The sequence below is a fragment of the gamma proteobacterium symbiont of Scutellera amethystina genome, from assembly GCF_059730845.1.
In genome coordinates this window covers 3083771-3106175 of the sequence record NZ_AP035935.1, presented here as the reverse complement: position 1 = coordinate 3106175, position 22405 = coordinate 3083771, and the positions used below count along the sequence as shown (strand labels likewise).

At 60.0% G+C, this 22405-nt stretch carries 20 protein-coding genes; 13 read left to right on the top strand and 7 right to left on the bottom strand.

Going from position 1 to position 22405, the window contains the following annotated elements; genetic code table 11:
* Positions 1-8: 8 nt before the first annotated feature.
* The 3 genes from AC6I79_RS14650 (at position 9) to ppnP (ending at position 2010) form a co-directional block, all read left to right on the top strand.
* Positions 9-941, top strand: a complete 933-nt coding sequence (locus AC6I79_RS14650; protein WP_498027353.1) for a DUF1177 domain-containing protein — start codon at positions 9-11, stop codon at positions 939-941.
* A gap of 2 nt (positions 942-943) precedes the next feature.
* Positions 944-1621, top strand: coding sequence for an AroM family protein (locus tag AC6I79_RS14645; RefSeq protein WP_031279662.1), 678 nt, complete (start codon positions 944-946; stop codon positions 1619-1621).
* A gap of 104 nt (positions 1622-1725) precedes the next feature.
* The gene (ppnP, locus tag AC6I79_RS14640) at positions 1726-2010 is read left to right on the top strand and encodes a pyrimidine/purine nucleoside phosphorylase (protein WP_010616577.1); all 285 of its coding nucleotides are present in this window, start codon (positions 1726-1728) and stop codon (positions 2008-2010) included.
* Positions 2011-2205: 195 nt separating this feature from the next.
* Here the strand turns inward: ppnP and rdgC are convergent, their stop codons facing one another.
* Positions 2206-3117, bottom strand: a complete 912-nt coding sequence (gene rdgC, locus AC6I79_RS14635) for a recombination-associated protein RdgC (RefSeq protein ID WP_498027352.1) — start codon at positions 3115-3117, stop codon at positions 2206-2208.
* 147 nt (positions 3118-3264) lie between these two features.
* Here rdgC and mak point away from each other — a divergent pair, with 147 nt between their 5' ends.
* Positions 3265-4176 (top strand): fructokinase, encoded by a 912-nt coding sequence (gene mak / locus AC6I79_RS14630; RefSeq protein ID WP_021507130.1) that lies wholly within the window; start codon positions 3265-3267, stop codon positions 4174-4176.
* 49 nt (positions 4177-4225) lie between these two features.
* Here mak and AC6I79_RS14625 read toward each other — a convergent pair whose 3' ends face one another.
* The 3 genes from AC6I79_RS14625 to eat all read right to left on the bottom strand — a co-directional run bounded on the left by AC6I79_RS14625 (position 4226) and on the right by eat (position 7867).
* On the bottom strand, positions 4226-5158 hold the full coding sequence (locus AC6I79_RS14625; RefSeq protein WP_498027351.1) for a LysR family transcriptional regulator: 933 nt from the start codon (positions 5156-5158) through the stop codon (positions 4226-4228).
* Positions 5159-5294: 136 nt separating this feature from the next.
* Positions 5295-6293, bottom strand: a complete 999-nt coding sequence (locus AC6I79_RS14620) for an aldo/keto reductase (RefSeq protein WP_498027350.1) — start codon at positions 6291-6293, stop codon at positions 5295-5297.
* A 209-nt stretch (positions 6294-6502) separates the two neighbouring features.
* Positions 6503-7867: an ethanolamine permease gene (gene eat, locus AC6I79_RS14615; protein ID WP_058758051.1), complete on the bottom strand. Its 1365-nt coding sequence runs from the start codon at positions 7865-7867 to the stop codon at positions 6503-6505.
* A 267-nt stretch (positions 7868-8134) separates the two neighbouring features.
* On the opposite strand from eat, the gene AC6I79_RS14610 reads away from it, so the two are divergent.
* Together AC6I79_RS14610 and qhpR are read left to right on the top strand one after the other, a co-directional pair.
* Positions 8135-9139, top strand: coding sequence for a phosphotransferase enzyme family protein (locus tag AC6I79_RS14610; RefSeq protein WP_498027349.1), 1005 nt, complete (start codon positions 8135-8137; stop codon positions 9137-9139).
* A 229-nt stretch (positions 9140-9368) separates the two neighbouring features.
* Positions 9369-10508 carry an AraC-like transcriptional regulator QhpR gene (qhpR, locus tag AC6I79_RS14605; RefSeq protein ID WP_021507136.1) on the top strand — a complete coding sequence of 380 codons (1140 nt, stop codon included), beginning with the start codon at positions 9369-9371 and terminating at the stop codon, positions 10506-10508.
* Here qhpR and AC6I79_RS14600 read toward each other — a convergent pair.
* Positions 10390-10770: a cell envelope integrity TolA C-terminal domain-containing protein gene (locus AC6I79_RS14600; RefSeq protein ID WP_227746428.1), complete on the bottom strand. Its 381-nt coding sequence runs from the start codon at positions 10768-10770 to the stop codon at positions 10390-10392. The two genes, qhpR and AC6I79_RS14600, sit on opposite strands and share 119 nt — an antisense overlap.
* Positions 10771-10970: 200 nt before the next feature.
* Here AC6I79_RS14600 and AC6I79_RS14595 point away from each other — a divergent pair, with 200 nt between their 5' ends.
* From AC6I79_RS14595 to AC6I79_RS14585, 3 genes are read left to right on the top strand one after another with little or no spacing between them, the layout of a single operon-like run.
* Positions 10971-11648 carry a CsgG/HfaB family protein gene (locus tag AC6I79_RS14595; RefSeq protein WP_021507138.1) on the top strand — a complete coding sequence of 226 codons (678 nt, stop codon included), beginning with the start codon at positions 10971-10973 and terminating at the stop codon, positions 11646-11648.
* An 11-nt stretch (positions 11649-11659) separates the two neighbouring features.
* A complete protein-coding gene (locus AC6I79_RS14590) occupies positions 11660-12016 on the top strand; it encodes a DUF4810 domain-containing protein (protein WP_021507139.1) in 357 nt (118 codons plus the stop codon).
* A complete protein-coding gene (locus AC6I79_RS14585; protein WP_152391305.1) occupies positions 12013-12669 on the top strand; it encodes a DUF799 domain-containing protein in 657 nt (218 codons plus the stop codon). Before AC6I79_RS14590 ends, AC6I79_RS14585 begins: the two co-directional genes overlap by 4 nt.
* Positions 12670-12714: 45 nt before the next feature.
* Here AC6I79_RS14585 and AC6I79_RS14580 read toward each other — a convergent pair whose 3' ends face one another.
* Both AC6I79_RS14580 and sbcD read right to left on the bottom strand, forming a co-directional pair.
* The gene (locus AC6I79_RS14580) at positions 12715-16392 is read right to left on the bottom strand and encodes an AAA family ATPase (protein WP_498027348.1); all 3678 of its coding nucleotides are present in this window, start codon (positions 16390-16392) and stop codon (positions 12715-12717) included.
* Positions 16389-17606, bottom strand: coding sequence for an exonuclease subunit SbcD (sbcD, locus tag AC6I79_RS14575; protein WP_058769372.1), 1218 nt, complete (start codon positions 17604-17606; stop codon positions 16389-16391). The genes AC6I79_RS14580 and sbcD overlap by 4 nt, the downstream gene beginning before the upstream one ends.
* A gap of 197 nt (positions 17607-17803) precedes the next feature.
* Here sbcD and phoB point away from each other — a divergent pair, with 197 nt between their 5' ends.
* From phoB to AC6I79_RS14555, 4 genes are all read left to right on the top strand, one after another.
* Positions 17804-18493, top strand: coding sequence for a phosphate response regulator transcription factor PhoB (gene phoB / locus AC6I79_RS14570; protein ID WP_021507143.1), 690 nt, complete (start codon positions 17804-17806; stop codon positions 18491-18493).
* 15 nt (positions 18494-18508) lie between these two features.
* Complete coding sequence (gene phoR, locus AC6I79_RS14565; protein ID WP_021507144.1) at positions 18509-19822, top strand: phosphate regulon sensor histidine kinase PhoR; 1314 nt, start codon at positions 18509-18511, stop codon at positions 19820-19822.
* Positions 19823-19840: 18 nt separating this feature from the next.
* Complete coding sequence (locus AC6I79_RS14560; RefSeq protein ID WP_058781206.1) at positions 19841-20767, top strand: PstS family phosphate ABC transporter substrate-binding protein; 927 nt, start codon at positions 19841-19843, stop codon at positions 20765-20767.
* A 165-nt stretch (positions 20768-20932) separates the two neighbouring features.
* Positions 20933-22039: a cobalamin-independent methionine synthase II family protein gene (locus tag AC6I79_RS14555; protein WP_498027347.1), complete on the top strand. Its 1107-nt coding sequence runs from the start codon at positions 20933-20935 to the stop codon at positions 22037-22039.
* Positions 22040-22405 lie beyond the last annotated feature (366 nt).

Below are 22405 nucleotides of genomic sequence, written 5' to 3'. Positions count from 1 at the left end.
ATTTAGCGATGAGTTTACAGCAGACACTACAGGTTTTTGAGTTACTCGACAGCGCCTACGTGGATGGCCAGCAGGTGGTCGATCTGTTCGCCGCCTATCCTGGCGTGCAAGCCAGCTTTAAGCACGTCAGCGGGCCAAAAGGGCGCACCGATTTTGTGCGCATCGACATTCCGGGCGCCCAGGGCAAAAGCCGGGGCGGCAGCGCGCCGACGCTGGGGATCATTGGCCGTCTCGGCGGCATCGGTGCGCGCCCGACGCGCATCGGCATGGTGTCCGACGCCGACGGTGCGGTTGCTGCGGTGAGCAGCGCGCTGAAGCTGGCACAGATGCAGACCAAAGGCGACGTGCTGGCCGGCGATGTGATCGTAACCACGCATATTTGTCCGGATGCGCCGACCCGGCCGCACGAGCCGGTGGACTTCATGGATTCGCCGTGCGACGACATCACCATGAATGACAACGAAGTGGTTGCGGGCGTCGACGCGATTCTCTCTATCGATACCACTAAAGGAAACCGCATCCTCAACCATAAGGGCTATGCGCTGTCACCCACGGTGAAAGAGGGCTACATCCTGCGCGTGTCGGAAGATCTGCTGCGCATCATGGAGATGACCAGCGGTCAGCCTGCGGTGACGTTCCCGATCACCACGCAGGACATCACCCCTTACGGCAACGGCGTGTATCACCTCAACAGCATCCTGCAACCGTCCACCGCCACTGATGTGCCAGTGGTGGGCGTCGCGATTTGTGCGCAATCCGTGGTGCCTGGCTGCGGCACCGGCGCCAGCCATGAAGTGGACATCGCGGCGACCGTGCGCTTTGCGGTGGAAGTGGCCAAAGAGTTTGGCCGTGAGACCTGCCAGTTTTATGACCCGCAGGAGTACGCGCTGCTGCTATCTTTGTATGGTAGCCTCAGCCACCTGCGCAGCCGGAAAGCCTGATGATGAAACCGTCGCTTGTAACCTTAACCATTGGCCAGTCACCGCGTAGCGATATTTTGCCGCTGCTGCAGGAGCATTTGCCCGCCGACGCCGTCGCGCATGCCGGTCTGCTGGATGGCCTGACGCTGGCTGAAGTGGAGCAGTTATACGCTCCCGCGCCGGGCGATAAAGTGCTGGTTTCGCGCATGAGCAGCGGCGAACAGGTACGGCTGGCGGCGGCCACCGTCGAACAGGGACTGCAGCGTAAAATTACCGCGCTGGAGCAGCAGGGTTACGACACCATTCTGCTGCTGTGTACCGGTGAGTTCGGCACGCTAAAAACCACGTCGGCGCTGCTGCTGGAGCCGGATCGCATCATTCCGCCGCTGGTCAGCGCCATCGTACAGGCGCACAAAATCGGCATCGTGGTGCCGGTTGAGGAGCAGATCGCTGAGCAGGCCAGCAAATGGCGTAACCTGCAAAGCACGCCCTGTTTTGCCGTCGCCAGTCCATACCTGGCGCAGCAGAGCGAACTGATGGAAGCCGGATTGACCCTGCAGGAGCAGGGCGCTGATGTGGTGGTGCTCGACTGTATCGGTTATCACCAGAAACACCGCGATTTCCTGCAGAACATGCTGGGCATTCCGGTGCTGCTGTCGAATGTGCTGGTGGCGAAACTGGCGGCTGAACTGATCGTCTGATCGAGGCCGATCACAACTTGCGACGGGCGGCGCTAATTCGCGTGACAGATCAGCGAGTTCCCTTGTAATCTGCCGGTAACCCTAATGTGCTGTGAGGAAGTAACATGCTCAACGTAAGTGAGTATTTCGACGGAAAAGTGAAATCCATTGGTTTCGACAGCGTGACCATTGGCCGGGCCAGCGTTGGCGTGATGGCGGAAGGCGAATACACCTTTGGTACCGGCCAGCCGGAAGAGATGACGGTAGTGAGCGGCGCGCTGAAAGTGCTGCTGCCGGGCGAAGCCGAGTGGAAATGGTACGAAGCCGGATCGGTATTTAACGTGCCGGGCCACAGCGAATTCCACCTGCAGGTGGCAGAGCCAACGTCTTACCTGTGCCGCTATCTTTAAGCGTTAAAGCAGCATCCATTATCAACCGGTAAAGCCTGTGCGGCGTTACCGGTTTTTTTATGCGCCAGCATGGGGTGTGGCCTGAGGTCAGCATAAATGCTGACCCTACAGGTATGAATCAGCATATTTGCAGGGGCGTCATTCATGGCGACCGTTAAACACACCCGTACTATCCTTTAAGCCGGCGATGTCCGCTTAACGCTGCGCTTCGCCGCCTAACGCTTCCACCAGATTGCTGATCAATGCCGCCAGCTCGCTGGTCATCAGAATGAAATCGGCATCAAAACGCTGGGCGAAATCATCGCGATCGATATCGTCATTCTGCTCGCGCAGCGTGTCGCTGAATTTCAGACGCTTCACCGAGGCGTCATCGGCGATCACCAGCTGAATACGCTCCTGCCAGTCGAGCGCCAGTTTGGTGACCACTTTACCGGCTTCGATGTGGGTGGCGATCTCGTCGGAAACCAGATCCTGCTTTTTACAGCGGATCACGCCGCCATCTTCCAGTATCGCCTTCAGCTCAGCCTGGTCCATCAGGGTGAAACCCGCCGGCAATTCACCGGAGCGCACCCATTCGGTCAGCGTCAGCTCAATCGGATTTTCCAGCGTCAGCGGCACCACCGGCAGCGAGCCGAGGCTCTTACGCAGCAGCGCCAGCGTATCTTCCGCTTTCTTCGCGCTGGCGCAGTCGACGATGATCAGATTATTGACCGTGTCGATCCACATAAAGGTCTGACTGAAACGGCTGAAGGCACGCGGCAGCAGGCTGTGCAGCACTTCATCTTTCAGCGAATCCTTTTCGGTCTTTTTCAGCTTGCGGCTCTGTTCCGCCTCCAGCTTCTCAATTTTGGCTTCCAGCGCCTGCTTCACCACCGGCGACGGCAGAATTTTCTGCTCGGTGCGGGCGCAGATCACTATCTGACCGTTAATCACATGCGTCAGCGCTTCGCTGCGGTTGCCCATCGGCGAGACCCAGCCGGTTTTGGCCATGTCCTGGCTGCCGCACGGCGTGAAGGTGAAGGCGTCGAGCTGTTTTTCCAGATCGTCTGCGGACAGCGGGATGTCCCGATTCAGACGATAAACCATCATATTTTTAAACCACAACATCAGGATTCCTTACCGTGGGTGCGATCGGGCGCACAAGTCTAAAACAGTCAGCGCGCATGATAGCGAAACATCGGAGTGGTTTCATTGCCTTTCCCGATTCAGCCTTCTACTGTATCTGTCACCTGAACGAATAATGAGGAATAAATCGTGCGTATCGGTATTGATTTAGGCGGCACCAAAATTGAAGTGATTGCGCTGTCTGACCAGGGCGAGGAGCTGTTTCGCCACCGCGTGAATACCCCGCGTGACGACTACGCGGCCACGGTGCAGGCGATTGTCGATTTAGTCCTGCTGGCGGAAGCGCAGACCGGGCAGCAGGGGACGGTCGGCATCGGCATTCCCGGCACGATTTCTCCTTATACCCAGCGGGTAAAAAATGCTAACTCGACGTGGCTCAACGGCCAGCCGCTGGACAAAGATTTGGCGCGTGCGCTGAATCGTGACGTGCGCATCGCCAACGACGCGAATTGCCTGGCGGTTTCCGAAGCGGTCGATGGCGCAGGCGCAGGCCAGCCGCTGGTGTTTGCGGTGATCATTGGCACCGGTTCCGGCGCAGGCGTGGCCATCAACGGAGAATCACGCATTGGCGGTAACGGTAACGCAGGCGAGTGGGGGCATAATCCGCTGCCGTGGATGGATGAAGATGAACTGCGTTATCGCGCGGAAGTGCCGTGCTACTGCGGGCTGCAGGGCTGTATTGAGACGTTTGTCTCCGGCACCGGCTTCGCCATTGATTATCAGCGTCTCAGCGGACAGGCGCTGAAGGGCGCGGAGATCATCCGGCTGATCGAACAGCAGGATCCGGTAGCCGAGCTGGCGATGAGCCGTTATGAAACGCGGCTGGCCAAATCGCTGGCGCAGGTGGTTAACCTGCTCGATCCGGATGTGATTGTGCTCGGCGGCGGCATGAGCAACAACGATCGGCTGTACCAGACGGTGCCGACGCTGATGAAGCAGTGGGTGTTTGGCCGCGAGTGCGAAACGCCGGTGCTGAAAGCGGTGCACGGTGACTCCAGCGGCGTGCGCGGTGCCGCCTGGCTGTGGCCGGTGAAAGGGTAGCGTCACGGCGCTTTATGCGTGTTTAACCCCTCTTCCGGCGGAAGAGGGGTCAGTTTTGGCTTAACTGACCGGCGTGACACACGATATCGTGCGCATGCAGTACGGCCGGCCGGTTTTCATTCAGTCGGATGGCGGCATAAATATCGATATGCAGTTTTTGCGCTTCATCGTCAGCCAGTGCGCGATAACACAATCCTTCCTGATGAAAGGTACATTTCGACTGCGGCATCAGGGCAAAGCCTTTTCCTCGGGCAATGTGTGTCAGCATAACCAGTGAATCATCGGGCTCTTTAACTCTTTTAAGCGGGGTGTGGAGCTGTGAAAACAAGCGTTCACATTTATCGTAGAATGACGGATTGGCGCTTCTGGCAAACCAGAACAGCGGTAAATCACCGATCGCTTCCAGCGAGACTTTTTCTTTCAGGCTGGCCGGATGTCTGGCCGGCATTGCTACCAGCAAAGGCTCACGACCGATCCTCTGGTACTGCACGGTATCTTCGTGGCCGGTTGCCCTTTCGCCCGTCAGTACCAGGTCCAGGCGGTTTTTTGCCAGACACTGCAGCAACTGCGCAGACGTCAGATCGGGCGTTTCCACATCGTCGGCGGCGTCCAGTTTCAGCAGTTGCTGGTGAATGGGCGCAATCAGTGCAAAATTCAGCGTGCGGGTGAGGCCGATACGCAGGCGCTTTTCTGAAGAAAGCGAGCCAGGCTTGAGTTCATTCAGCGCCTGAAGGATCTTCTCCGCTTTGATTACCAGCGCCCGGCCAGCGTCCGTCAGACTGACGTCATGGGTGCTGCGGCTAAACAACGGCTGCTCCAGCACGGCCTCAAGGCGCTTAATCTGTCGGGTTAGCGGAGGCTGAGTCATTCTGAGCCGTTCGGCGGCCCGGCGAAAGTTCAGCTCGTGCGCAACCGCAAGAAAGCATTGCAGCTGTTTCACGCTGGGGAGATGGTTGCTGATAAGGTGCTCTGCCGTCGCCATAAGTCCATCCGGGTAATCAAAGACGTTATTCTACCCCGCTAAAGATCAGCAGGATATGGGGTTAATCGGTCTGGACGCGCAGCAGGCTGGCGGCGCGACGTCAGAAAAAATAACCGGGCGTTACCCGGTTATGGCTTCAGGCATTAATGCTTTTCATCCCTTCCTGAGAATAGCGCTCGCCCCTGATCTCAATATGCTGGTGGATAGCGTTCAGTAAGGCGATATCTGCCTGCTCCAGCACGATATCAGCGGCCTGCGCATTTTCTGCCAGATAACGTGACTGTTTCGTTCCCGGAATGGGGATCAGCTTGTCGTACTGCGCCAGTAGCCAGGCCAGCGCAATCTGCCCCGGCGTGCAGCTGTACTTTTCAGCAAGCGGGTGCACCGCGTCAAGAAGCTGGGCGTTATGGTCGAGGCTGGATTGACTAAAGCGCGCATTATTTTTGCGGAAATCACCCTCAGCGAAGTCGCTGTTATGACGATACTTTCCGGTCAGAAACCCTCTGCCCAGCGGAGAGTAGGGAACTAAACCTATACCCAGCTCTTTCACCACCGGCAGAATCTCAGCTTCGATATCGCGCGTCCACAGTGAATATTCGGTTTGCAGGGCGGCGATCGGGTGGACGGTATGGGCCCGGCGCAGGGTTGAAGCAGAAACTTCACACAGGCCAATGTGGTTGATCTTACCCGCTTTAACGAGGCGGCTCAGGCATTCCATGCTCTCTTCAATCGGCGTAACCTGGCTCACGCGGTGAAGATAGAACAGATCGATGCGCTCAACGCCAAGCCTTTTAAGCGATTCATTACAGCAGCGGGTGATGTAGTCAGGTTGGTTGTTAATCGTCCGGGCATAAGCCTGGTCCGCAGGGCGATCGATACCGCACTTGGTGGCAATTTTAAACTGCTCACGCGTGGTGTTATCCAGACCGGCAAGAAAGTGGCCAATCAGCCGCTCATTATGGCCCCGCCCGTACATATCCGCGGTGTCGATAAACGTGATATTCAGGTCGATAAGCGCGTGTAACAGCTGCAGTGAAGCGTGGTCGTCTGTCTGGCCATAAAATTCGCTCAGTCCCATGGCACCATAGCCGATCGAACTGACAGTCAGGGTTTGCGATAAATGTCGGGTGTGCATAGTGGCTCCTTTTGTGGTTTTTTTGATTGTTGCACCCCGATTACGCGTAATGAATTGTCATTTTCGTCATGCAAAAAAGGTATCACAGCAGCATGACCGGAGCGGTGCTGTGGTGGGGTGGATTTATCGCGTGGGGCAGAAAGAGGCGGGTACACAAAGGGCTCTGTGTACCCGCCTCCGTTGCCTGAAGGGCAGGGGCAATGCGTTGCTTACTCGCCGACCAGCATGGAATCCTGCGGTGCGCGCTCGCGCTGGGCTTTGGTGGCGAGGAAGTAAAGGTAGCCGAGCACCATGATCGCCACAAACAATCCGCCAATCACCGGGTTGAACCACAGCATCGCCACCAGACACACCAGCGACAGCACCAGTGCGATGCCCGGTACCAGCGGATAGCCCGGCGCACGGAAGCTGCGCTCCAGATCCGGTGCGCTGCGGCGCAGCTTAAACAGGCTCAGCATACTCATCAGGTACATCACAATCGCGCCGAACACCGCCATGGTGATCATCGCCGCCGTCAGCGTCATGCCCTGCAGATTGATCAGTCCGTCGCTGTAAATGGCGGCGATACCGATGACACCGCCGGCGATGATGGCGCGGTGCGGCGTCTGGAAGCGCGACAGCTTCGCCAGGCTGGGCGGCAGATAGCCCGCGCGCGCCAGGGCAAAGAACTGACGCGAGTAGCCAAGGATGATGCCGTGGAAACTGGCGACCAGGCCAAACAGGCCGATCCACACCAGCATATGCATCCAGTTAGAGTGCTCGCCGACGATCATCTTCATCGCCTGCGGCAGCGGATCGTTGATGTCCGACAGCTTGCGCCAGTCGCCCGCGCCGCCGGCCAGCAGCATCACGCCAATCGCCAGCACCACCAGGGTAAGAATGCCGCTGATGTAGGCTTTCGGGATGGTGCGCTTCGGATCTTTGGCTTCTTCGGCCGCCATGGCCGCGCCTTCAATGGCGAGGAAGAACCAGATAGCGAATGGAATGGCGGCAAAGATGCCGGACAGCGCAGGCATGCCAAAATGATCGCTGCCGGCCCAGCCGTTGGCGGCGAAGTTCGCGACGCTGAAACCTGGCGACACCACACCCATGAACACCAGCAGTTCCAGCACCGCCAGCACCGTCACCACCAGTTCGAACATCGCGGCCAGCTTCACGCCGAGAATATTCAGTGCCATAAACAATAAATAAGCCCCGACTGCCGCCGTTTTGGGGTTGAGATCGGGATACTGCACGTTGAGGTAGGCGCCAATCGCCATGGCGATGGCCGGCGGGGCGAACACGAATTCAATCAGCGTCGCCAGACCGGCAATCAGACCACCGGTTTCGCCAAATGCCCGACGGCTGTAAGCGAACGGCCCGCCAGCGTGCGGAATCGCCGTGGTCAGTTCGGTAAAGCTAAAAATAAAGCAGGTATAAAGCGTGGCGATCAGCGCGGTGGTGATCAGGAATCCCAGCGTCCCGGCCACGCCCCAGCCATAGCTCCAGCCGAAATACTCACCGGAAATCACCAGTCCAACCGCAATACCCCATAAATGCAGGGTGCCCAGCGTGGGTTTTAGTTTGCCTGTCATCTTCATCTCCCCGTCATGCTTGTTGTGCGGCGTTGGCACCGCGCTATTGTGGGTTTGCGCTACAGTGAAGGGATAATGCCGCTGCCCGGGACGGGAAAACTTGACGCCGGCGCAGTGAGTTTTGTCCTCTGCGGTCAACTCGCTGCCAGAAAAAGCGCTGGCTGTACGCTGCGGTCAACTTTTGCTGTTCTGCGGTCAGGCAGTCAGGACGACCTCATCCCATGCTGATAACACTGGTTTATAGAGACTGATGCTGGAGAGTGATGAATGAGCGCCAAACAAGCCGAATCCCTGACCGATGCCGAGATCACCCTGCTGGCGCAACGTGCGCTGGCCTGCTATCCCGCCGTCCTGCACGGTGAGCTGCAATTGCTGTGCCGTTCGGAGAACGCCACCTTTTTGCTGCGTGCCGGCGGCAAACGCTACGCGCTGCGCCTGCACCGGCCGGATTACCACAGCAAAGCGGATATTCTCAGTGAACTGATGTGGCTCGATGCGCTGCGCGAGACCGGCATCATGGTGCCGCAGGCCATCCCGGCGCGCGACGGTGAAAGCGTGCTGACGCTGACGCTGGCGGACGGCAGCACGCGTCATGCGGTGCTGTTCCACTGGATTGACGGCGAGATGCCGACCACCGACGTCGATCCCAAAGCCTTTCAGCAGCTCGGGACCATCACCGCGCGCCTGCATCAGCACAGCCGTAGCTGGCAGAAACCCGAAGGTTTTCAGCGCATTATCTGGGATCATCACACCATGGTCAGCGAGCACAGCCACTGGGGGCGCTGGCAGGATGCGCCGCATCTCGATCCGGCCGATCACGGCATTATCGCAGCGGCGGTGGAGCGCGCCGGGCAGGCGCTGGCGGAATTTGGTAAAGAGCGCGATCGCTACGGCCTGATCCACGCCGATCTGCGGCTGACCAATCTGCTGCTGCACAAAGGCGAAACCCGGGTGATCGACTTCGATGACTGCGGCATGGGCTGGTATCTGCACGATCTGGCGGCCGCGATCAGTTTCGTCGAGCACCATCCGCGTGCGGCGGAGTGGGTGGATAACTGGATCCTCGGCTATGAACGCGTGGCGCACATCAGCGATGCTGAGATGGCGCTGGTGCCGACGCTGCTGATCCAGCGTCGTATTCAGATGACGGCGTGGATGGGCACGCACGCCGATACCGAGATGGCGCTCAGCCTCGGGCCGCACTGGGCCAGCCATTCGGTGCGGCTGTGCCGTCGCTATCTTGAGAGCAGCCAGCTGCCGGTAGGCGCGTGACCTGCACCAGCAGAGGGCAGCGGCGCGCGCTGATGGCGTAATCTGGTGCCTGCGCATCAAGCGCGCCAGCCGTCACAGGCGCGCTGACAGGCATGCGGATCGCCACCGGGAGCGCGCCAGCGGCGGCCAGGCGGTGCATTGCCTTGCACCGCGCGCCGCCGGGTGACGCTGGTATGAAAATTGCTGGATCCCTTCATTCTGTTATCCGCGCGATCCCTGAGAGGTTCCCATGCAATCACTCATCTCTGCTGCTGATGCCTTCAGCGCGTTTGCCACGCCCGCCAGCAACCGTGGCGTTCTGGCCGCGGCGGCGACCGGTCTGAGCGCCTTCATTACGGATAAAGGCGGCGATGTCGATCGCATCTTTGGCATCAGCGGTATCGATTCTGAACTGCTGGCCAGCCCGACACTGAGTCTGGGGCTGGTGAACTATTGCCGCGTGATGGAAGAAGCGGCGCGCCACTCCGGCTTTGATAACTTCGGTTTGCATTACGGCAGGCAGTTCAAACCGCAGTCATTAGGGTTAATTGGCTACATCGGACTGTGCTCGCCGACGCTGGAGCAGGCGCTGCACAATGTAGTGAACGCGTTTCCCTGGCACCAGCACGATACGCTGACGCGGCTGGTGGACAAGGGCGACTGCTGGCGGCTCGATTATCAGGTGCGCCACGGGGCGATCCTGGCACGCCGTCAGGATGCGGAGCTGACGCTCGGCATGTTCCTCAACCTGATTCGCCACGTGGCGGGCAAAAACTGGGCGCCGCGCGAGGTGCACTTTGAACATCCGCGTCCGGAGCAGTGGCACGAGCACTGCAAAGTGTTTGATGCGCCGGTTTGGTTCGATCAGCCGTTTAACTCACTGCTGATCGCGAAACGCGACCTGCAGCGCGCCATGCCGGAGCAGGATGCGATGCTGCTGATGGTGATGCAGGATGCCATTCGCCGCCTTAACAGCAGCGCCAGCGTGCAGAGCGTGGTCGAACAGGCGCGTTCGCAGGTCAGCCTGACGCTCATTCAGGGCGAACCGGTACTGGAGGAGATCGCTGGCAAAATGGGGTTGTCGAGCTGGTCGCTGCAGCGACGCTTGCGCGAAGAGGGCATCAGCTTTAGCGCGCTGGTGGATAAGGTGCGCTGCGAAATGGCCACGCACTACCTGCAGCAAAGACAGCTGCCCATCTCGGAGATGGCGCTGCTGCTCGGCTATTCCGAGGTCAGCGCGTTTTCCCGCGCCTTCCGCCGCTGGTTCGGCATCAGCCCGCGCCAGTGGCGCCAGGATGGGCTGGTAAGTCAGGCCGGTGTGGCGCAAAGCCAAACCACGCTGGCTGGTCGCGCTGCGGCGGAGGCGGTAAGCCGCGCGACTGACCAATAAGTTGCCACGCACGCAAACACAGCGCTTCGTCGCCCTGGGTTTGCGTCACCGCGTAGCGCCCACTGTTCTGCCACTCCAGGCGCACCCAGCACTGCTGTCCGGCATAGCGCGCCGCATCGTGAAACTGTTTATTGAGCTGCTGCTGCAGTGCTTCACTCCAGTGGCAGGCGGCGCTGTCAGCATTGTCCTGCGGCTGGCACTGATTGGCCAGGCTGGGGGCTGGCGCGGACACCTGCTGGCAGGCGCTGAGCCCCACCATCATCACTAACCCACCTGATAGTCTCGCTAATCGATTAATTAAATTCATTAATAAGCCTGCATTTTCACTAAAGATTTCTGGCGCTGCTGCCGACAGTCTACAGACCGCAGCAGGGAATGCTATGGCATTACTCTGACTGTCGGCATAACCAGAATTTGCCGCCTGGTGGCGGTGTTATCCCTTCCTTTATTCATGGACCAGAAATGCAGAAGAAATATGCCTTTGCGGCACTCTCCTTGTTAAGCGCCGCGCTGCTCAGTGGCTGTGCCACCGAGTCGTCGCGCGCCATCGATGCACCTCAGGTTCGCGCCGCAAGCCAGCCGGCTTATCAGGGCGTGCGCAGCCCAATCGCGGTGGGACAGTTTGATAACCGTTCGTCATACATGAATGGGATTTTCTCCGACGGCGTTGATCGTCTGGGCAACCAATCCAAAACCATTCTGATTACGCATCTGCAGCAGACCAATCGCTTCAACGTGCTGGATCGCAGCAACCTGAAAGAGTTGCAGCAGGAAGCCGACTTCAAACACAGCCAGCAGAACATCAAGGGCGCTAACTATATCATCACCGGTGACATCACCGAGTTCGGGCGCAAAGAAGTGGGCGACCAGCAGCTGTGGGGCATCCTCGGCCGCGGTAAAAGCCAGATCGCTTACGCCAAAGTGAACCTGAATGTGGTGGATGTGACCACTTCAGAAGTGGTTTATAGCGTGCAGGGCGCGGGTGAATACCAGCTGTCAGCGCGTGAGGTGATCGGCTTTGGCGGTACCGCCAGCTATGACTCTACCCTGAACGGCAAAGTGATGGATCTGGCGATCCGTGAAGCGGTCGACCACCTGGTGGATGGCATCAATAACGGCGCATGGCGCCCGGTGAAATAAGGATATTGACGATGAAATTACTGCAACTGAGCGCCGCGCTGATCGCGGCAGGCGTGCTGGCCGGCTGTGCGCCAAAAGGACCGGAGCCGATCTACTACTGGGGTGATTACCAGCAGCAGGTCTACAGCTATTACCAGAAAGACAGCGATCCGCAGAAGCAGATTGATGCGCTGAATCTGGATATCGAAAAGGCCAAAGCAGTGAACAAGCCGGTAGCACCGGGTCTGCACGCCCAGCTGGGCCTGCTGTACGCCAAAAACGGCAATACGGATAAAGCTTTCAGCCAGTTCGCCCTTGAGAAGCAGCTGTTTCCGGAATCGGCCCCGTACATGGACTTTCTGATGAAGAAAAAAGGTGTGAACCAATGAAAAAACTGATTGCCGTGTGCGGCGTATTCGCGGCGCTGCTGCTGACCGGCTGTGCCCAGAATAAGAAACCGTATGATTACAGCGCCTTCCGTGCCAGTAAGCCAGCGTCAATTCTGGTGCTGCCTGCCGATAACCGTGCGCCGGATATCAACGCGTCGCACAGCTTCACCTCGCTGGTGACCCAGCCGCTGGCGGAAGCGGGATACTACGTGTTCCCGGTGGCGGTGGTGGAAGAGACCTTCCAGCAGAACGGCCTGAGCAACGGGCATGAAATTCAGGCGGTGAGCACGAAGCGCTTGCATGACATCTTCAACGCAGACAGCGCACTGTACATTTCGATTACCGATTATGGCAGCAGCTATCTGGTGGTTGATTCGGTGACCACGGTCTCGGCCACTGCCCGTCTGGTCGACCTGCGCAGCGGTAAAGAGCTGTGGCAGGGCATGGCCACCGCCAATGATTCTGAGAACAGCAACAACAGCAACGGCGGCATCATTGGCATGCTGGTGTCGGCGGCGATCAAACAGATCGCCAGCAACGCGGGCGACAAAGCGCACACCATTGCGGGTGTCACCAGCGCACGTCTGTTAGCGCAGAACGAGCACGGTGGTCTGCTGGCCGGTCCGCGCTACAAAGCACCGGTTACACGTTAATCTACCTGGCGCGGCGATCAGCTGATCGCCGCGCCACTTCACGCATCACTCGCCCGGCAGCTCCAGTTTACTGTAGCCGAGCCCGTTCATTTTACGCACCCGGATCTGCACCGGGATACGCTCTTTCATCGCTTCCACATGACTGATCACGCCGATGGTTTTCCCGCTGGCGTTAAGCGCATCCAGCGCATCCAGCGCGGTGTCCAGCGTTTCGGCATCCAGCGTGCCGAAGCCTTCGTCGAGAAACAGCGATTCAATGCGCGTTTTATGGCTGACCAAATCGGACAGCGCCAGCGCCAGCGCGAGGCTGACGAGGAAGCTCTCGCCGCCGGACAGCGTACGCGTGTCGCGCGTGGCATCGGCCTGCCAGGTATCCACCACTTCCAGCTCCAGCTCATCGCTGACGCGGCGCTGCAATAAATAGCGGCCGTGCAGGCGATCGAGCTGGCGGTTTGCCAGCCACACCAGATGATCGAGGGTTAAACCCTGAGCAAAGCGGCGGAACTTGTCGCCTTTGGCCGACCCGATCAGATCGTTGAGGCGGCTCAGCTGTGCCAGTTCCGCTTCGTCAGCGGCGATCTGCGCCAGCAGCGTTTGCTGCTGCTGACGCTGTTGGGTATCGCTGTGCAACTGCTGCTGCGCTTCCCCCTGCTGGCGTGCGTTGTCACGCAGCGCTACGCGCAGCTGCTCGAGCCGGGCAGCGATGGAGCCGGCATCGGCATCGCTGAGCGCGGCCGGGCGCTGCTGCAGGTGATCGCTCAGCCGCTGCGCCAGTCTGGCATGCAGCGCGGTGTGCTGCTGATGCTGCTGCTCCAGCGTTTGCAGCCGCTGGCGCAGCGTCTGCACCTCATCTTCCGCCAGCAGCGCGGCGCGCAGGGCGCTTTCGTCAGCGAAATCACTGAGCAGCAATGCCTGCCGGAAGACGCTTTCGGCGTCCGCTGTGCGCTGCGCCAGCGTCTGCTGCTGGCTGACAATCTGTTCATACTGACCTTTCAGGCCGTGCAGCTCGCTTTGCGCCTGCTGCCAGCGCTGCAGCTGTTGCGCCAGCTCCTGGTCATGCTGTTGCAGCGCGGCGTGCTGCTGCTGACGCGCGTCCGCCACGCGCCGGTCGCCAAACAGCTGCTGGCGCTGCTGCTGCTGGGCCTGCTGCTGCTGTTGCAGGTGGTTAAGGGCTTGCTGCAGGCTGGCGACCTGCTGCTGTTCACGCGCCAGAGCGTGCTGCAGGCTGCTGCCTTCCGTTTCGCTTTTCGCCAGCTGCGGCTGTAGCTCAGCAAGTAACCGCTCACTTTCCTGCCACTGCTGCCAGCGCTGCTGCAGCGTTTGCAGCCAGCCGGCGCGCTCGGGCGCTGCAGGCAGGCTAAGCTGATGGGCAGCCAGCTGCTGTTCCAGCTGCTGCAATTGCTGCTGACACGCCTGACGTTCACCACTGATGCGCTGGTCGAGCTCATCGCGCTGCTGTTGGGCGCTGGTGAGCTGCTGCTGCGCCAGCTGTTGCTGCTGCAGATGCTGCTGCCAGCGCTGCTGCTGGTGCAGATGCGCGTCTTTGGCCTGCTGCAACGTGACGGCCGCCTGTTCACGCGCCTGCAACTGCTGCTGCTGGCGGGCTTCGAGCGCGTCCTGCTGCTGCTGCCAGGCGCTGAATTCTGCGTGCTGTTCAGCGCTGAAGGTAAGCGCCAGCTCACCGCACAGCGCCTGCCAGCGCTCGCGGGTGGCGGCGATCTGCTGGTCGAGCTCGGCGATTTCCTGTTGCAGCGCCTGCTGTTGCTGCTGCGACAGTTTAAGCTGCTCGCCCCGCGCGGTACCGGCTTCCCTGAGCTGCATCACGCGGCTCTCCAGCGCGGCCAGGCGCTGTTGATTTTCGTCCGGCTGCAACTGCTGGTAGCGGTCGATGGCCGGATGCTGGCAGGAGCCGCACAGCGGGCAGGGCTGTTCCGGCTGCAGCTTCGCCCGTTCATCGGCCAGCTGAATAATGGTGCGCTCCAGTTCACACAGGCGACGCACGTCCAGCAGCGTCTGATGCTCGCGCTTGTACTCCTCGCGCAGCTGCTGCAACGCCAGCGCTTCCTGCTCAGCATGCTGCTGTAAATGCTGCAGCTTAAGCTGGCGCTGCTGGCGCTGCGGCTGGAGCGTTTGCCACTGTGCCGCCAGCAGGCTGAGCTGCTGACGTACGCCGCGCTGCTGCTGATGCTGCACCAGCGCCGTCCGCAACGCCGGGCTGGCGATCTCCGCTTCCAGCGAAGTAAGCACCTGCTCCGCCTGCTGGCGCTGCTGCTGTGCCGCGGCTTCTGCCTGTTGCAGCGGCTGTGCCGCCTGTTCGCGCGCCTGCAGCGCCTGCTGCTGCTGTTCGAGCTGGCTTTGCAGTTGTTGCTGCTGCGCGCTGAGCTGCGTCAGCGTTTGCTCACGCTCTTCGAGCCGGGCGAGTTCGGCCTGCCAGCGCGCCAGTTCGCCGCCCCAGCGGGCGACAGCGGCTTCACTCAGGCGAAACGCCTGCTGCTGCGCCAGCTGCTGTTGTAAGCGTTCACTTGCCTGCTTGTGCTGATCCAGCGCCTGCTGGCTGAGTAACAGCGTTTTTTGCTGTTCGCTCAGCAGCGCCTGCTGCTGCTCAAGCTGCTGTGCACGGCTGGCGATCTGCTGATCGAGCGGGATCACCTGTTCGCTCAGCAGCGTCTCCAGCTGTTGCTGTTCGGCCAGCGCGCGTTCACGTGCCTGCTGTGCGGCCTGATAGTGGCTTTCACCCTGCTGCAGCGCCGCTTGCGCCTGTTGCTGTTGCTGCTGTAACTGCTGCGCCTGCTGGTTCAGTGTCTGCTGATCGCGCTGCAGCTGTTCGCGCTGCTGCAGTTTGTCGCGCAGCTTCTCCGCCGGTTCAGCACGCGCCAGCCGCTGACGATCGCCTTCCGCCTGCTGCCAGGCCGTGGCGGCAGCCTGCAACGCCTGCTGCGCCTGCTGTTGCTCCGCGTTGAGCTGCTGCTGCTGCGTCAGCCACTGCTGCTGCTGCTGGGCCTGCGCCAGCTGCTCGCTCAGATCCTGTTCGGTGCGGGTCAGCTGCTCCAGCTGCTGCGCCAGTTCGGCGCGGCGGGCGTCGTCGAGCAACAGCACCGCACCGGCGCGGGCGCGCAGCGTGTCGAGTGCCGCGCGCGCCGTGCGCCAGCGCTCGTAGATCTGCATCGAGATGTGACCGTAGATTTCGGTGCCGGTCAGCTCCTCCAGCAGCTCGGCGCGCTCGCCGGGTTTGGCATTGAGGAAGGCGGCAAACTGCCCCTGCGACAGCATCATCGAACGGGTGAAGCGGGCAAAATCGAGACCGGACAAGGTTTCGATGGCTTTGAGCTTGTCACCGACTTTATCGGCGACGATCTGGTTGTCCGCCACGCGCGCCAGTTCGACGCGCGGCGCCTGCAGTTTACCTTCCGCCAGGCCGCGCGCGCGGTTCTGGCTCCAGAAGGCGCGCCAGGCTTCACCTTTGATCTCAAACTCCACTTCGGCGAGGCACTCAGCGGTGTCACGCGTCATCAGCTGATTTTCGCTCTGCGACAGGCCACCAAGGCGCGGCGTCTGGTGATAGAGCGCCAGACAGATGGCATCCAGCAGCGTGGTTTTACCCGCGCCGGTGGCGCCGGTGATGGCGAACAGCCCGTTGCTGGCAAACGGCTCGCGGCGGAAATCGATAAACCACTCGCCGCGCAGCGCGTTGAGGTTTTTAAAACGCAGCGTCAGAATTTTCATGCGCCCGGATCCTCCAGCGTCGCCAGCGTGCTGCGAAACAGCTGCGTTAACTGCGCGCGCTGTTCATCCTCCAGCTGTTCCTCCAGCGCCAGCCGGCGGGCAAATACCTCTTCAACTTTCAGTTCGCTCAGGGTTTCGTTCTCCAGCCGCGCCAGGCTGCGCTGACGCTGATCGCGACTGCGGCGCACCAGCAGCACCTCAACCGGCAGCGCGTCGGTAAGCTGTTCGATGCGGCGCTGCAGGTCGCTCAGGTACTCCTGAGTAGTGATTTCGATATCCAGCCACACCGGCAGATCGCCTTCATAGGTGTGAAACGCGGTCAGCTGCTGTTCGATCTCCGCCATGGCGCCTTTTAACATCTGCATCGGCTGGAATGACGGAATAACCAGCGGTGTGACGGACTCCAGCCGGGTGCTAAATTCCAGCAGGAATACGCTTTTCTCACGCCCCAGCTCATCAAAACTGAGCGCAATCGGCGAACCGCTGTAGCGGATGTGATCGCTGTCGGCGATGCGCTGCGCACGATGGATGTGGCCCAGCGCAATGTAGTCGGCTGGCGGGAAGGCCTGCGCCGGAAAGGCGTCCAGCGTGCCGATGTAGATATCACGCACCGAATCGCTCTTGCTGACGCCCACGGTAGTGAGATGCCCGGTGGCGATGATCGGCAGCGTACTGCCCATGGCTTCGCGCTGCGCCACGGCGGCGGCATAACAGTGCTGATAGTGCTGCTCAATCGCCTGCAGCAGCGACAGCTGCTTATCGCGTCCGGACTGACCCGCCTGGCTGCGCAGGATGTCGCGCGGACGCAGATAGGGAATGGCGCACAGCAGCGCGCCCGGCGTGCCGTCACGCTGTTGCAGCGTCAGCACCTGCTGCTCGCCGCCGGGCGTGGCGCTGGTAATGACGCGGGTATTGAGGCAGGCCAGCAGCTCGCGCGATTCATTCAGCGTGGCGACCGAATCATGATTGCCGGCCAGCACAATCAGCTGGCAGCCGCTGGGCTGCAGCGCCACCACGAAGCGGTTAAACAGTTCGCGCGCGTAGCTGGGCGGCGAACCGGTATCAAACAGGTCGCCAGCGACGATCAGCGCATCCACCTGATGCTGCACAATCGCGGCCAGCAGCCAGTCGAGGAATTGCTGGTGCTCGGCGGCGCGGCTTTTGCTGTAAAAGAACTGACCGAGATGCCAGTCAGCGGTGTGAATAATGCGCATGAATGCTCCGTGCCTGCTATCGCAAAGCGGCAGTATAACCGCTTAACAACGCAATGAAAAAAAAGCGAAACCGGTTGTCACAATTGCGCTTTTTATCTGATTATCATGAGGTGGGTTTTTCATAAAAGTGTCACAAAACTGACGCATAATGGCGCCGCAAACCCCCGTGACATGCCGTCACAATCGCAGGAGTAATAATGGCTAAGCGCATTTTGGTTGTGGAAGACGAAGCTCCCATCCGTGAAATGTTATGTTTCGTGCTGGAACAAAACGATTACCAGCCGATTGAGGCTGAGGACTATGACAGCGCGATTGGCAAGCTGATCGAACCCTGGCCCGATCTGATTCTGCTGGACTGGATGTTACCCGGCGGCAGCGGCATTCAGTTCATCAAACATTTAAAGCGTGAAGCCATGACGCGTGATATTCCGGTGATGATGCTGACGGCGCGCGGTGAAGAGGAAGATCGCGTGCGCGGGCTGGAAGTGGGCGCCGATGATTACATCACCAAGCCGTTCTCGCCCAAAGAGCTGATGGCGCGCATTAAAGCCGTGATGCGCCGTATCTCACCGATGGCGGTGGAAGAGGTGATTGAGATGCAGGGGCTGAGCCTCGATCCCTCCTCGCATCGTGTGATGTCCGAAACCACGCCGCTGGAAATGGGACCGACCGAATACAAACTGCTGCACTTCTTTATGACGCATCCGGAGCGCGTATACAGCCGCGAACAGCTGCTGAATCACGTGTGGGGCACTAACGTGTATGTGGAAGACCGCACCGTGGATGTGCATATCCGTCGTTTACGTAAAGCACTGGAAGTTTCCGGCCACGATCGCATGGTACAAACCGTTCGCGGAACAGGGTATCGTTTCTCTGCCCGCTACTAAACGGAGTCTTTTACCGTGCTGGAACGACTCTCCTGGAAGAGATTACTGACCGAGCTGGCGCTGGTGTGTCTGCCTGCGCTGGTGCTGGGTCTGCTGGTTGGCTATCTGCCGTGGTGGCTGTTACTGGCCGTGTGCGGCGTGCTGTTCTGGCACTTCAAAAATCTGATGCGGCTGTCGCACTGGCTGTGGATTGATCGTTCAATGACGCCGCCCACCGGGCGCGGCAGCTGGGAACCGCTGTTTTACGGCCTGTATCAAATGCAGTTGCGCAATCGCCGCCGCCGGCGCGAGCTGGGCAATCTGATCAAACGCTTTCGCAGCGGGGCCGAGTCGCTGCCGGACGCGGTGGTGCTCACCACCGAAGAGGGCACCATTTTCTGGTGTAACGGTCTGGCTCAGCAGCATCTCGGGCTGCGCTGGCCGGAAGATAATGGCCAGAATATCCTTAACCTGCTGCGCTACCCTGAATTCTCCCGCTATATCCGCCAGCGCGACTTCAACAAGCCGCTGACGCTGGTGCTGAATAATCAGCATCACATGGAGTTTCGCGTCATGCCTTACAGCGAAGGGCAGTGGCTGATGGTGGCGCGTGATGTCACCCAGATGCACCAGCTGGAAGGGGCGCGGCGTAACTTCTTCGCCAACGTCAGCCATGAACTGCGTACCCCGCTGACGGTGCTGCAGGGCTATCTGGAGATGATGGACGATGCCGGGATGAACGAGCGCACCCGCAGCAAGGCGCTCAGTACCATGCAGGAGCAGACGCGACGCATGGACAGCCTGGTGAAGCAGCTGCTGACGCTGTCACGCATCGAAGCGGCCCCCGCCATTGATCTGAAAGAGACGGTGGATGTGCCGACCATGCTGCTGCTGTTGCAGCGCGAGGCGGAAACCCTTAGCCAGGGCCGGCACAGCATCCATTTCCATACCGATCCACACCTGAAGGTGTTCGGCAATGATGAACAGCTGCGCAGCGCGATTTCCAATCTGGTGTATAACGCGGTGAACCACACGCCGGATGGCACGCGCATCGACATCAGCTGGTTGCGCACCAAACAGGGCGCCGAATTTAAAGTGTGCGACAACGGGCCCGGCATCAGCGAGGAGCATCTGCCGCGCCTGACCGAACGCTTCTACCGCGTGGATAAAGCGCGCTCGCGCGCCACCGGCGGCAGCGGGCTGGGGCTGGCCATTGTTAAGCACGCGCTCGGCCACCACACCACGCGGCTGGAGATCAGCAGCGTGCCGCATCAGGAAACCTGCTTCCGCTTCGTGCTGCCACCGCGCTTGATTGTGGCGAACGGAATCCGCGAGAATGTGGCGCAGTAAACGCCACCGGACTCTGTGATGAAATCGCTGCTGCTCTCTCTTTTATTACTGTGCCCGCTGCTGGCGACGGCTCAGCAAAGCATGCTGACCGGCAACCTGAGCAGCGTGGGCTCGGACACGCTGGGCTACCTGATGACGCTGTGGGGCGAAGATTTCAGCCGTCAGTCGCCGGGTGTCAACGTGCAGGTGCAGGCGGCGGGATCGTCGACGGCGCCGACCGCGCTGGCCGCCGGGGCCGCTCAGCTTGGCGCTATGAGCCGGCCGATGCAGGTGGATGAGCGTCAGCTGTTTATCGCGCGCTATGGCTATGCACCGCTGGCGGTGCCGGTGGCGATGGATGCGCTGGTGGTGGTGGTTAATCAGGACAATCCGCTGCCGTCCATCAGTCAGCCGCAGCTGGATGCGCTGTTCTCCGTGACCCGGCTGTGCGGCGCACAGCAGGTGCCGCAGCGCTGGGGCGATGTTGGCCTGCATACGGCGAACTGGGCAACGCGCAGTATTCAGCGCTTTGGCCGTAACTCCGCTTCCGGCACCTGGGGCTTTTTCAAGCAGCAGGCGCTGTGTCGCGGCGATTTCCGCGCTGACGTCGCGGAGTTTCCCGGCTCGGCGGCGGTGGTGCAGGCGGTCGCCAGCACGCCGAACAGCATCGGCTACGCCAGCTTTGGCTTTCACCTGAGCGGCGTGAAAACCCTGCCGATCGTCACCGCCAGCGGCGACAGCGTCATGCCGGATGCCGAATCGATCCGCAGCGGCCGTTATCCGTGGTCGCGCCCTCTGTATATCTACGTTAACAAAGCACCCGGCAAACCGCTGCCGCCGCTGGTCGCCGCCTTTCTGCAGCAGGTGCTCTCTGCGCAGGGGCAGCGCCGCGTAACGGAGGCCGGCTACCTGCCGCTGTCCGACAGCCAGATCGCGCAGGCGCGCGCGGCGATTGCGCAAAACTAATTCACGCTGACCGATCATGAATTTTTTTCACGTCCCCTGAATTTTCTTCCATTGCCGCCGGTGGGGCGGCATGTCACTCTTATGGACATATAGCCATCCAGATGGCCAAAAATAACCGTACGCAATTATACCCTGACGCAATTATGTGTCAGTGCAGGAGTGAATATGCAACGCAACACCGCCCCGTTCCGCGCCGATACCGTCGGCAGCTTTCTGCGTCCCGCTGCCATTAAACAGGCACGTGAACAGTTCGCCAGTGGTGCCATCAGCACCGACCAGCTGCGTCAGGTAGAAGACGATGCGATTCGCCAGGTGGTGGAGCAGCAGCGCGCCAGCGGTCTGCAGGTGGTGACCGACGGTGAATTCCGCCGCGCCTGGTGGCACTTTGATTTCTTTGGCCATCTGCACGGTGTCGAGCTGTTCGAGGCCGATCAGGGCATTCAGTTCAACGGTGTGCAGACCAAAGCGCACGGCGTGAAGGTCACCGGCAAAGTCGCTTTCAACCCGCAGCATCCGATGCTGGACCATTTCCGCTTCCTGCAAAGCGTAGCCGGCGATGCGGTGGCGAAAATGACCATTCCCAGCCCGAGCGTGCTGCACTTCCGCGGCGGCCGTAAAGTGATTGATGCCACGGTGTATCCGGATCTGGAGCAGTACTTCGCCGATCTGGCACAGACTTACAAAGAGGCGATCAAGGCGTTTTACGACGCTGGCTGCCGCTATCTGCAGCTGGATGACACCGTGTGGGCGTACCTGTGTTCAGGCGATCAGCAGCAGCAAATCCGCGAGCGCGGTGAAGATCCGCAACAGCTGGCGCGCATTTATGCCCAGGTGCTGAATCGCGCGCTGGAAGATAAACCGGCGGATCTCACCGTCGGCCTGCACGTGTGCCGCGGTAACTTCCGCTCGACCTGGATCTCGGAAGGCGGCTACGAGCCGGTGGCGGAAATTCTGTTTGGCAGCGTGAACATCGACGCGTTTTTCCTCGAGTACGATAATGAGCGCTCCGGTGGCTTTGAGCCGCTGCGTTTCATCAAACCGGGTCATCAGCAGGTGGTATTAGGGCTGATCACCACCAAAACCGGCGAGCTGGAAGACGCTGCACAGGTGAAGGCGCGCCTGCAGGAAGCGGCGCAGTTTGTCAGCCTCGACCAGATTTGCCTCAGCCCGCAGTGTGGCTTTGCGTCAACGGAAGAGGGCAACAGCCTGACCGAAGCGCAGCAGTGGCAGAAGATTCGTCTGGTTGTCGACATCGCACAACAGGTGTGGTGATGCTGTAAAGTTGTGCAAACAGGCGCGTAAAGCGCGCCTTTTGTGCATCCCTGCGGCGGTTTCTGCAAGGAGATCGCCCGCTTTGCAGAAACTTTAAGCAAATCATCTCAGGTGTTTTCCGACTATTTCCTGCTTATCCACTGCGTTCTGACGCTTTCCTGTTATATCCTTCTGGTTTTCCGATCCCGTATTGCCTTTCTTCGCTATAAACGTTTTAATTTGCGCCGTTGTCGATTCATCCCTCTGTGAACAGAAGAAAAGCAGTTTAAATCACCTGCGCTGTACCGATTCGGCCCGCATAACGCACTGGTCAAGCCAGTTAAGCCATTGTTTTCGCGCATCCAGGGGACAACACAAACCCAACTT

Bases quoted from the DNA above. Each gene is read 5' to 3' on its own strand.
- AC6I79_RS14650 (WP_498027353.1), top strand. From the start codon at position 9: ATGAGTTTACAGCAGACACTACAGGTTTTTGAGTTACTCGACAGCGCC.
- AC6I79_RS14645 (WP_031279662.1), top strand. From the start codon at position 944: ATGAAACCGTCGCTTGTAACCTTAACCATTGGCCAGTCACCGCGTAGC.
- ppnP (WP_010616577.1), top strand. From the start codon at position 1,726: ATGCTCAACGTAAGTGAGTATTTCGACGGAAAAGTGAAATCCATTGGT.
- rdgC (WP_498027352.1), bottom strand. From the start codon at position 3,117: ATGTTGTGGTTTAAAAATATGATGGTTTATCGTCTGAATCGGGACATC.
- AC6I79_RS14625 (WP_498027351.1), bottom strand. From the start codon at position 5,158: ATGGCGACGGCAGAGCACCTTATCAGCAACCATCTCCCCAGCGTGAAA.
- AC6I79_RS14620 (WP_498027350.1), bottom strand. From the start codon at position 6,293: ATGCACACCCGACATTTATCGCAAACCCTGACTGTCAGTTCGATCGGC.
- eat (WP_058758051.1), bottom strand. From the start codon at position 7,867: ATGACAGGCAAACTAAAACCCACGCTGGGCACCCTGCATTTATGGGGT.
- AC6I79_RS14610 (WP_498027349.1), top strand. From the start codon at position 8,135: ATGAGCGCCAAACAAGCCGAATCCCTGACCGATGCCGAGATCACCCTG.
- qhpR (WP_021507136.1), top strand. From the start codon at position 9,369: ATGCAATCACTCATCTCTGCTGCTGATGCCTTCAGCGCGTTTGCCACG.
- AC6I79_RS14600 (WP_227746428.1), bottom strand. From the start codon at position 10,770: ATGATGGTGGGGCTCAGCGCCTGCCAGCAGGTGTCCGCGCCAGCCCCC.
- AC6I79_RS14595 (WP_021507138.1), top strand. From the start codon at position 10,971: ATGCAGAAGAAATATGCCTTTGCGGCACTCTCCTTGTTAAGCGCCGCG.
- AC6I79_RS14590 (WP_021507139.1), top strand. From the start codon at position 11,660: ATGAAATTACTGCAACTGAGCGCCGCGCTGATCGCGGCAGGCGTGCTG.
- AC6I79_RS14585 (WP_152391305.1), top strand. From the start codon at position 12,013: ATGAAAAAACTGATTGCCGTGTGCGGCGTATTCGCGGCGCTGCTGCTG.
- AC6I79_RS14580 (WP_498027348.1), bottom strand. From the start codon at position 16,392: ATGAAAATTCTGACGCTGCGTTTTAAAAACCTCAACGCGCTGCGCGGC.
- sbcD (WP_058769372.1), bottom strand. From the start codon at position 17,606: ATGCGCATTATTCACACCGCTGACTGGCATCTCGGTCAGTTCTTTTAC.
- phoB (WP_021507143.1), top strand. From the start codon at position 17,804: ATGGCTAAGCGCATTTTGGTTGTGGAAGACGAAGCTCCCATCCGTGAA.
- AC6I79_RS14560 (WP_058781206.1), top strand. From the start codon at position 19,841: ATGAAATCGCTGCTGCTCTCTCTTTTATTACTGTGCCCGCTGCTGGCG.
- AC6I79_RS14555 (WP_498027347.1), top strand. From the start codon at position 20,933: ATGCAACGCAACACCGCCCCGTTCCGCGCCGATACCGTCGGCAGCTTT.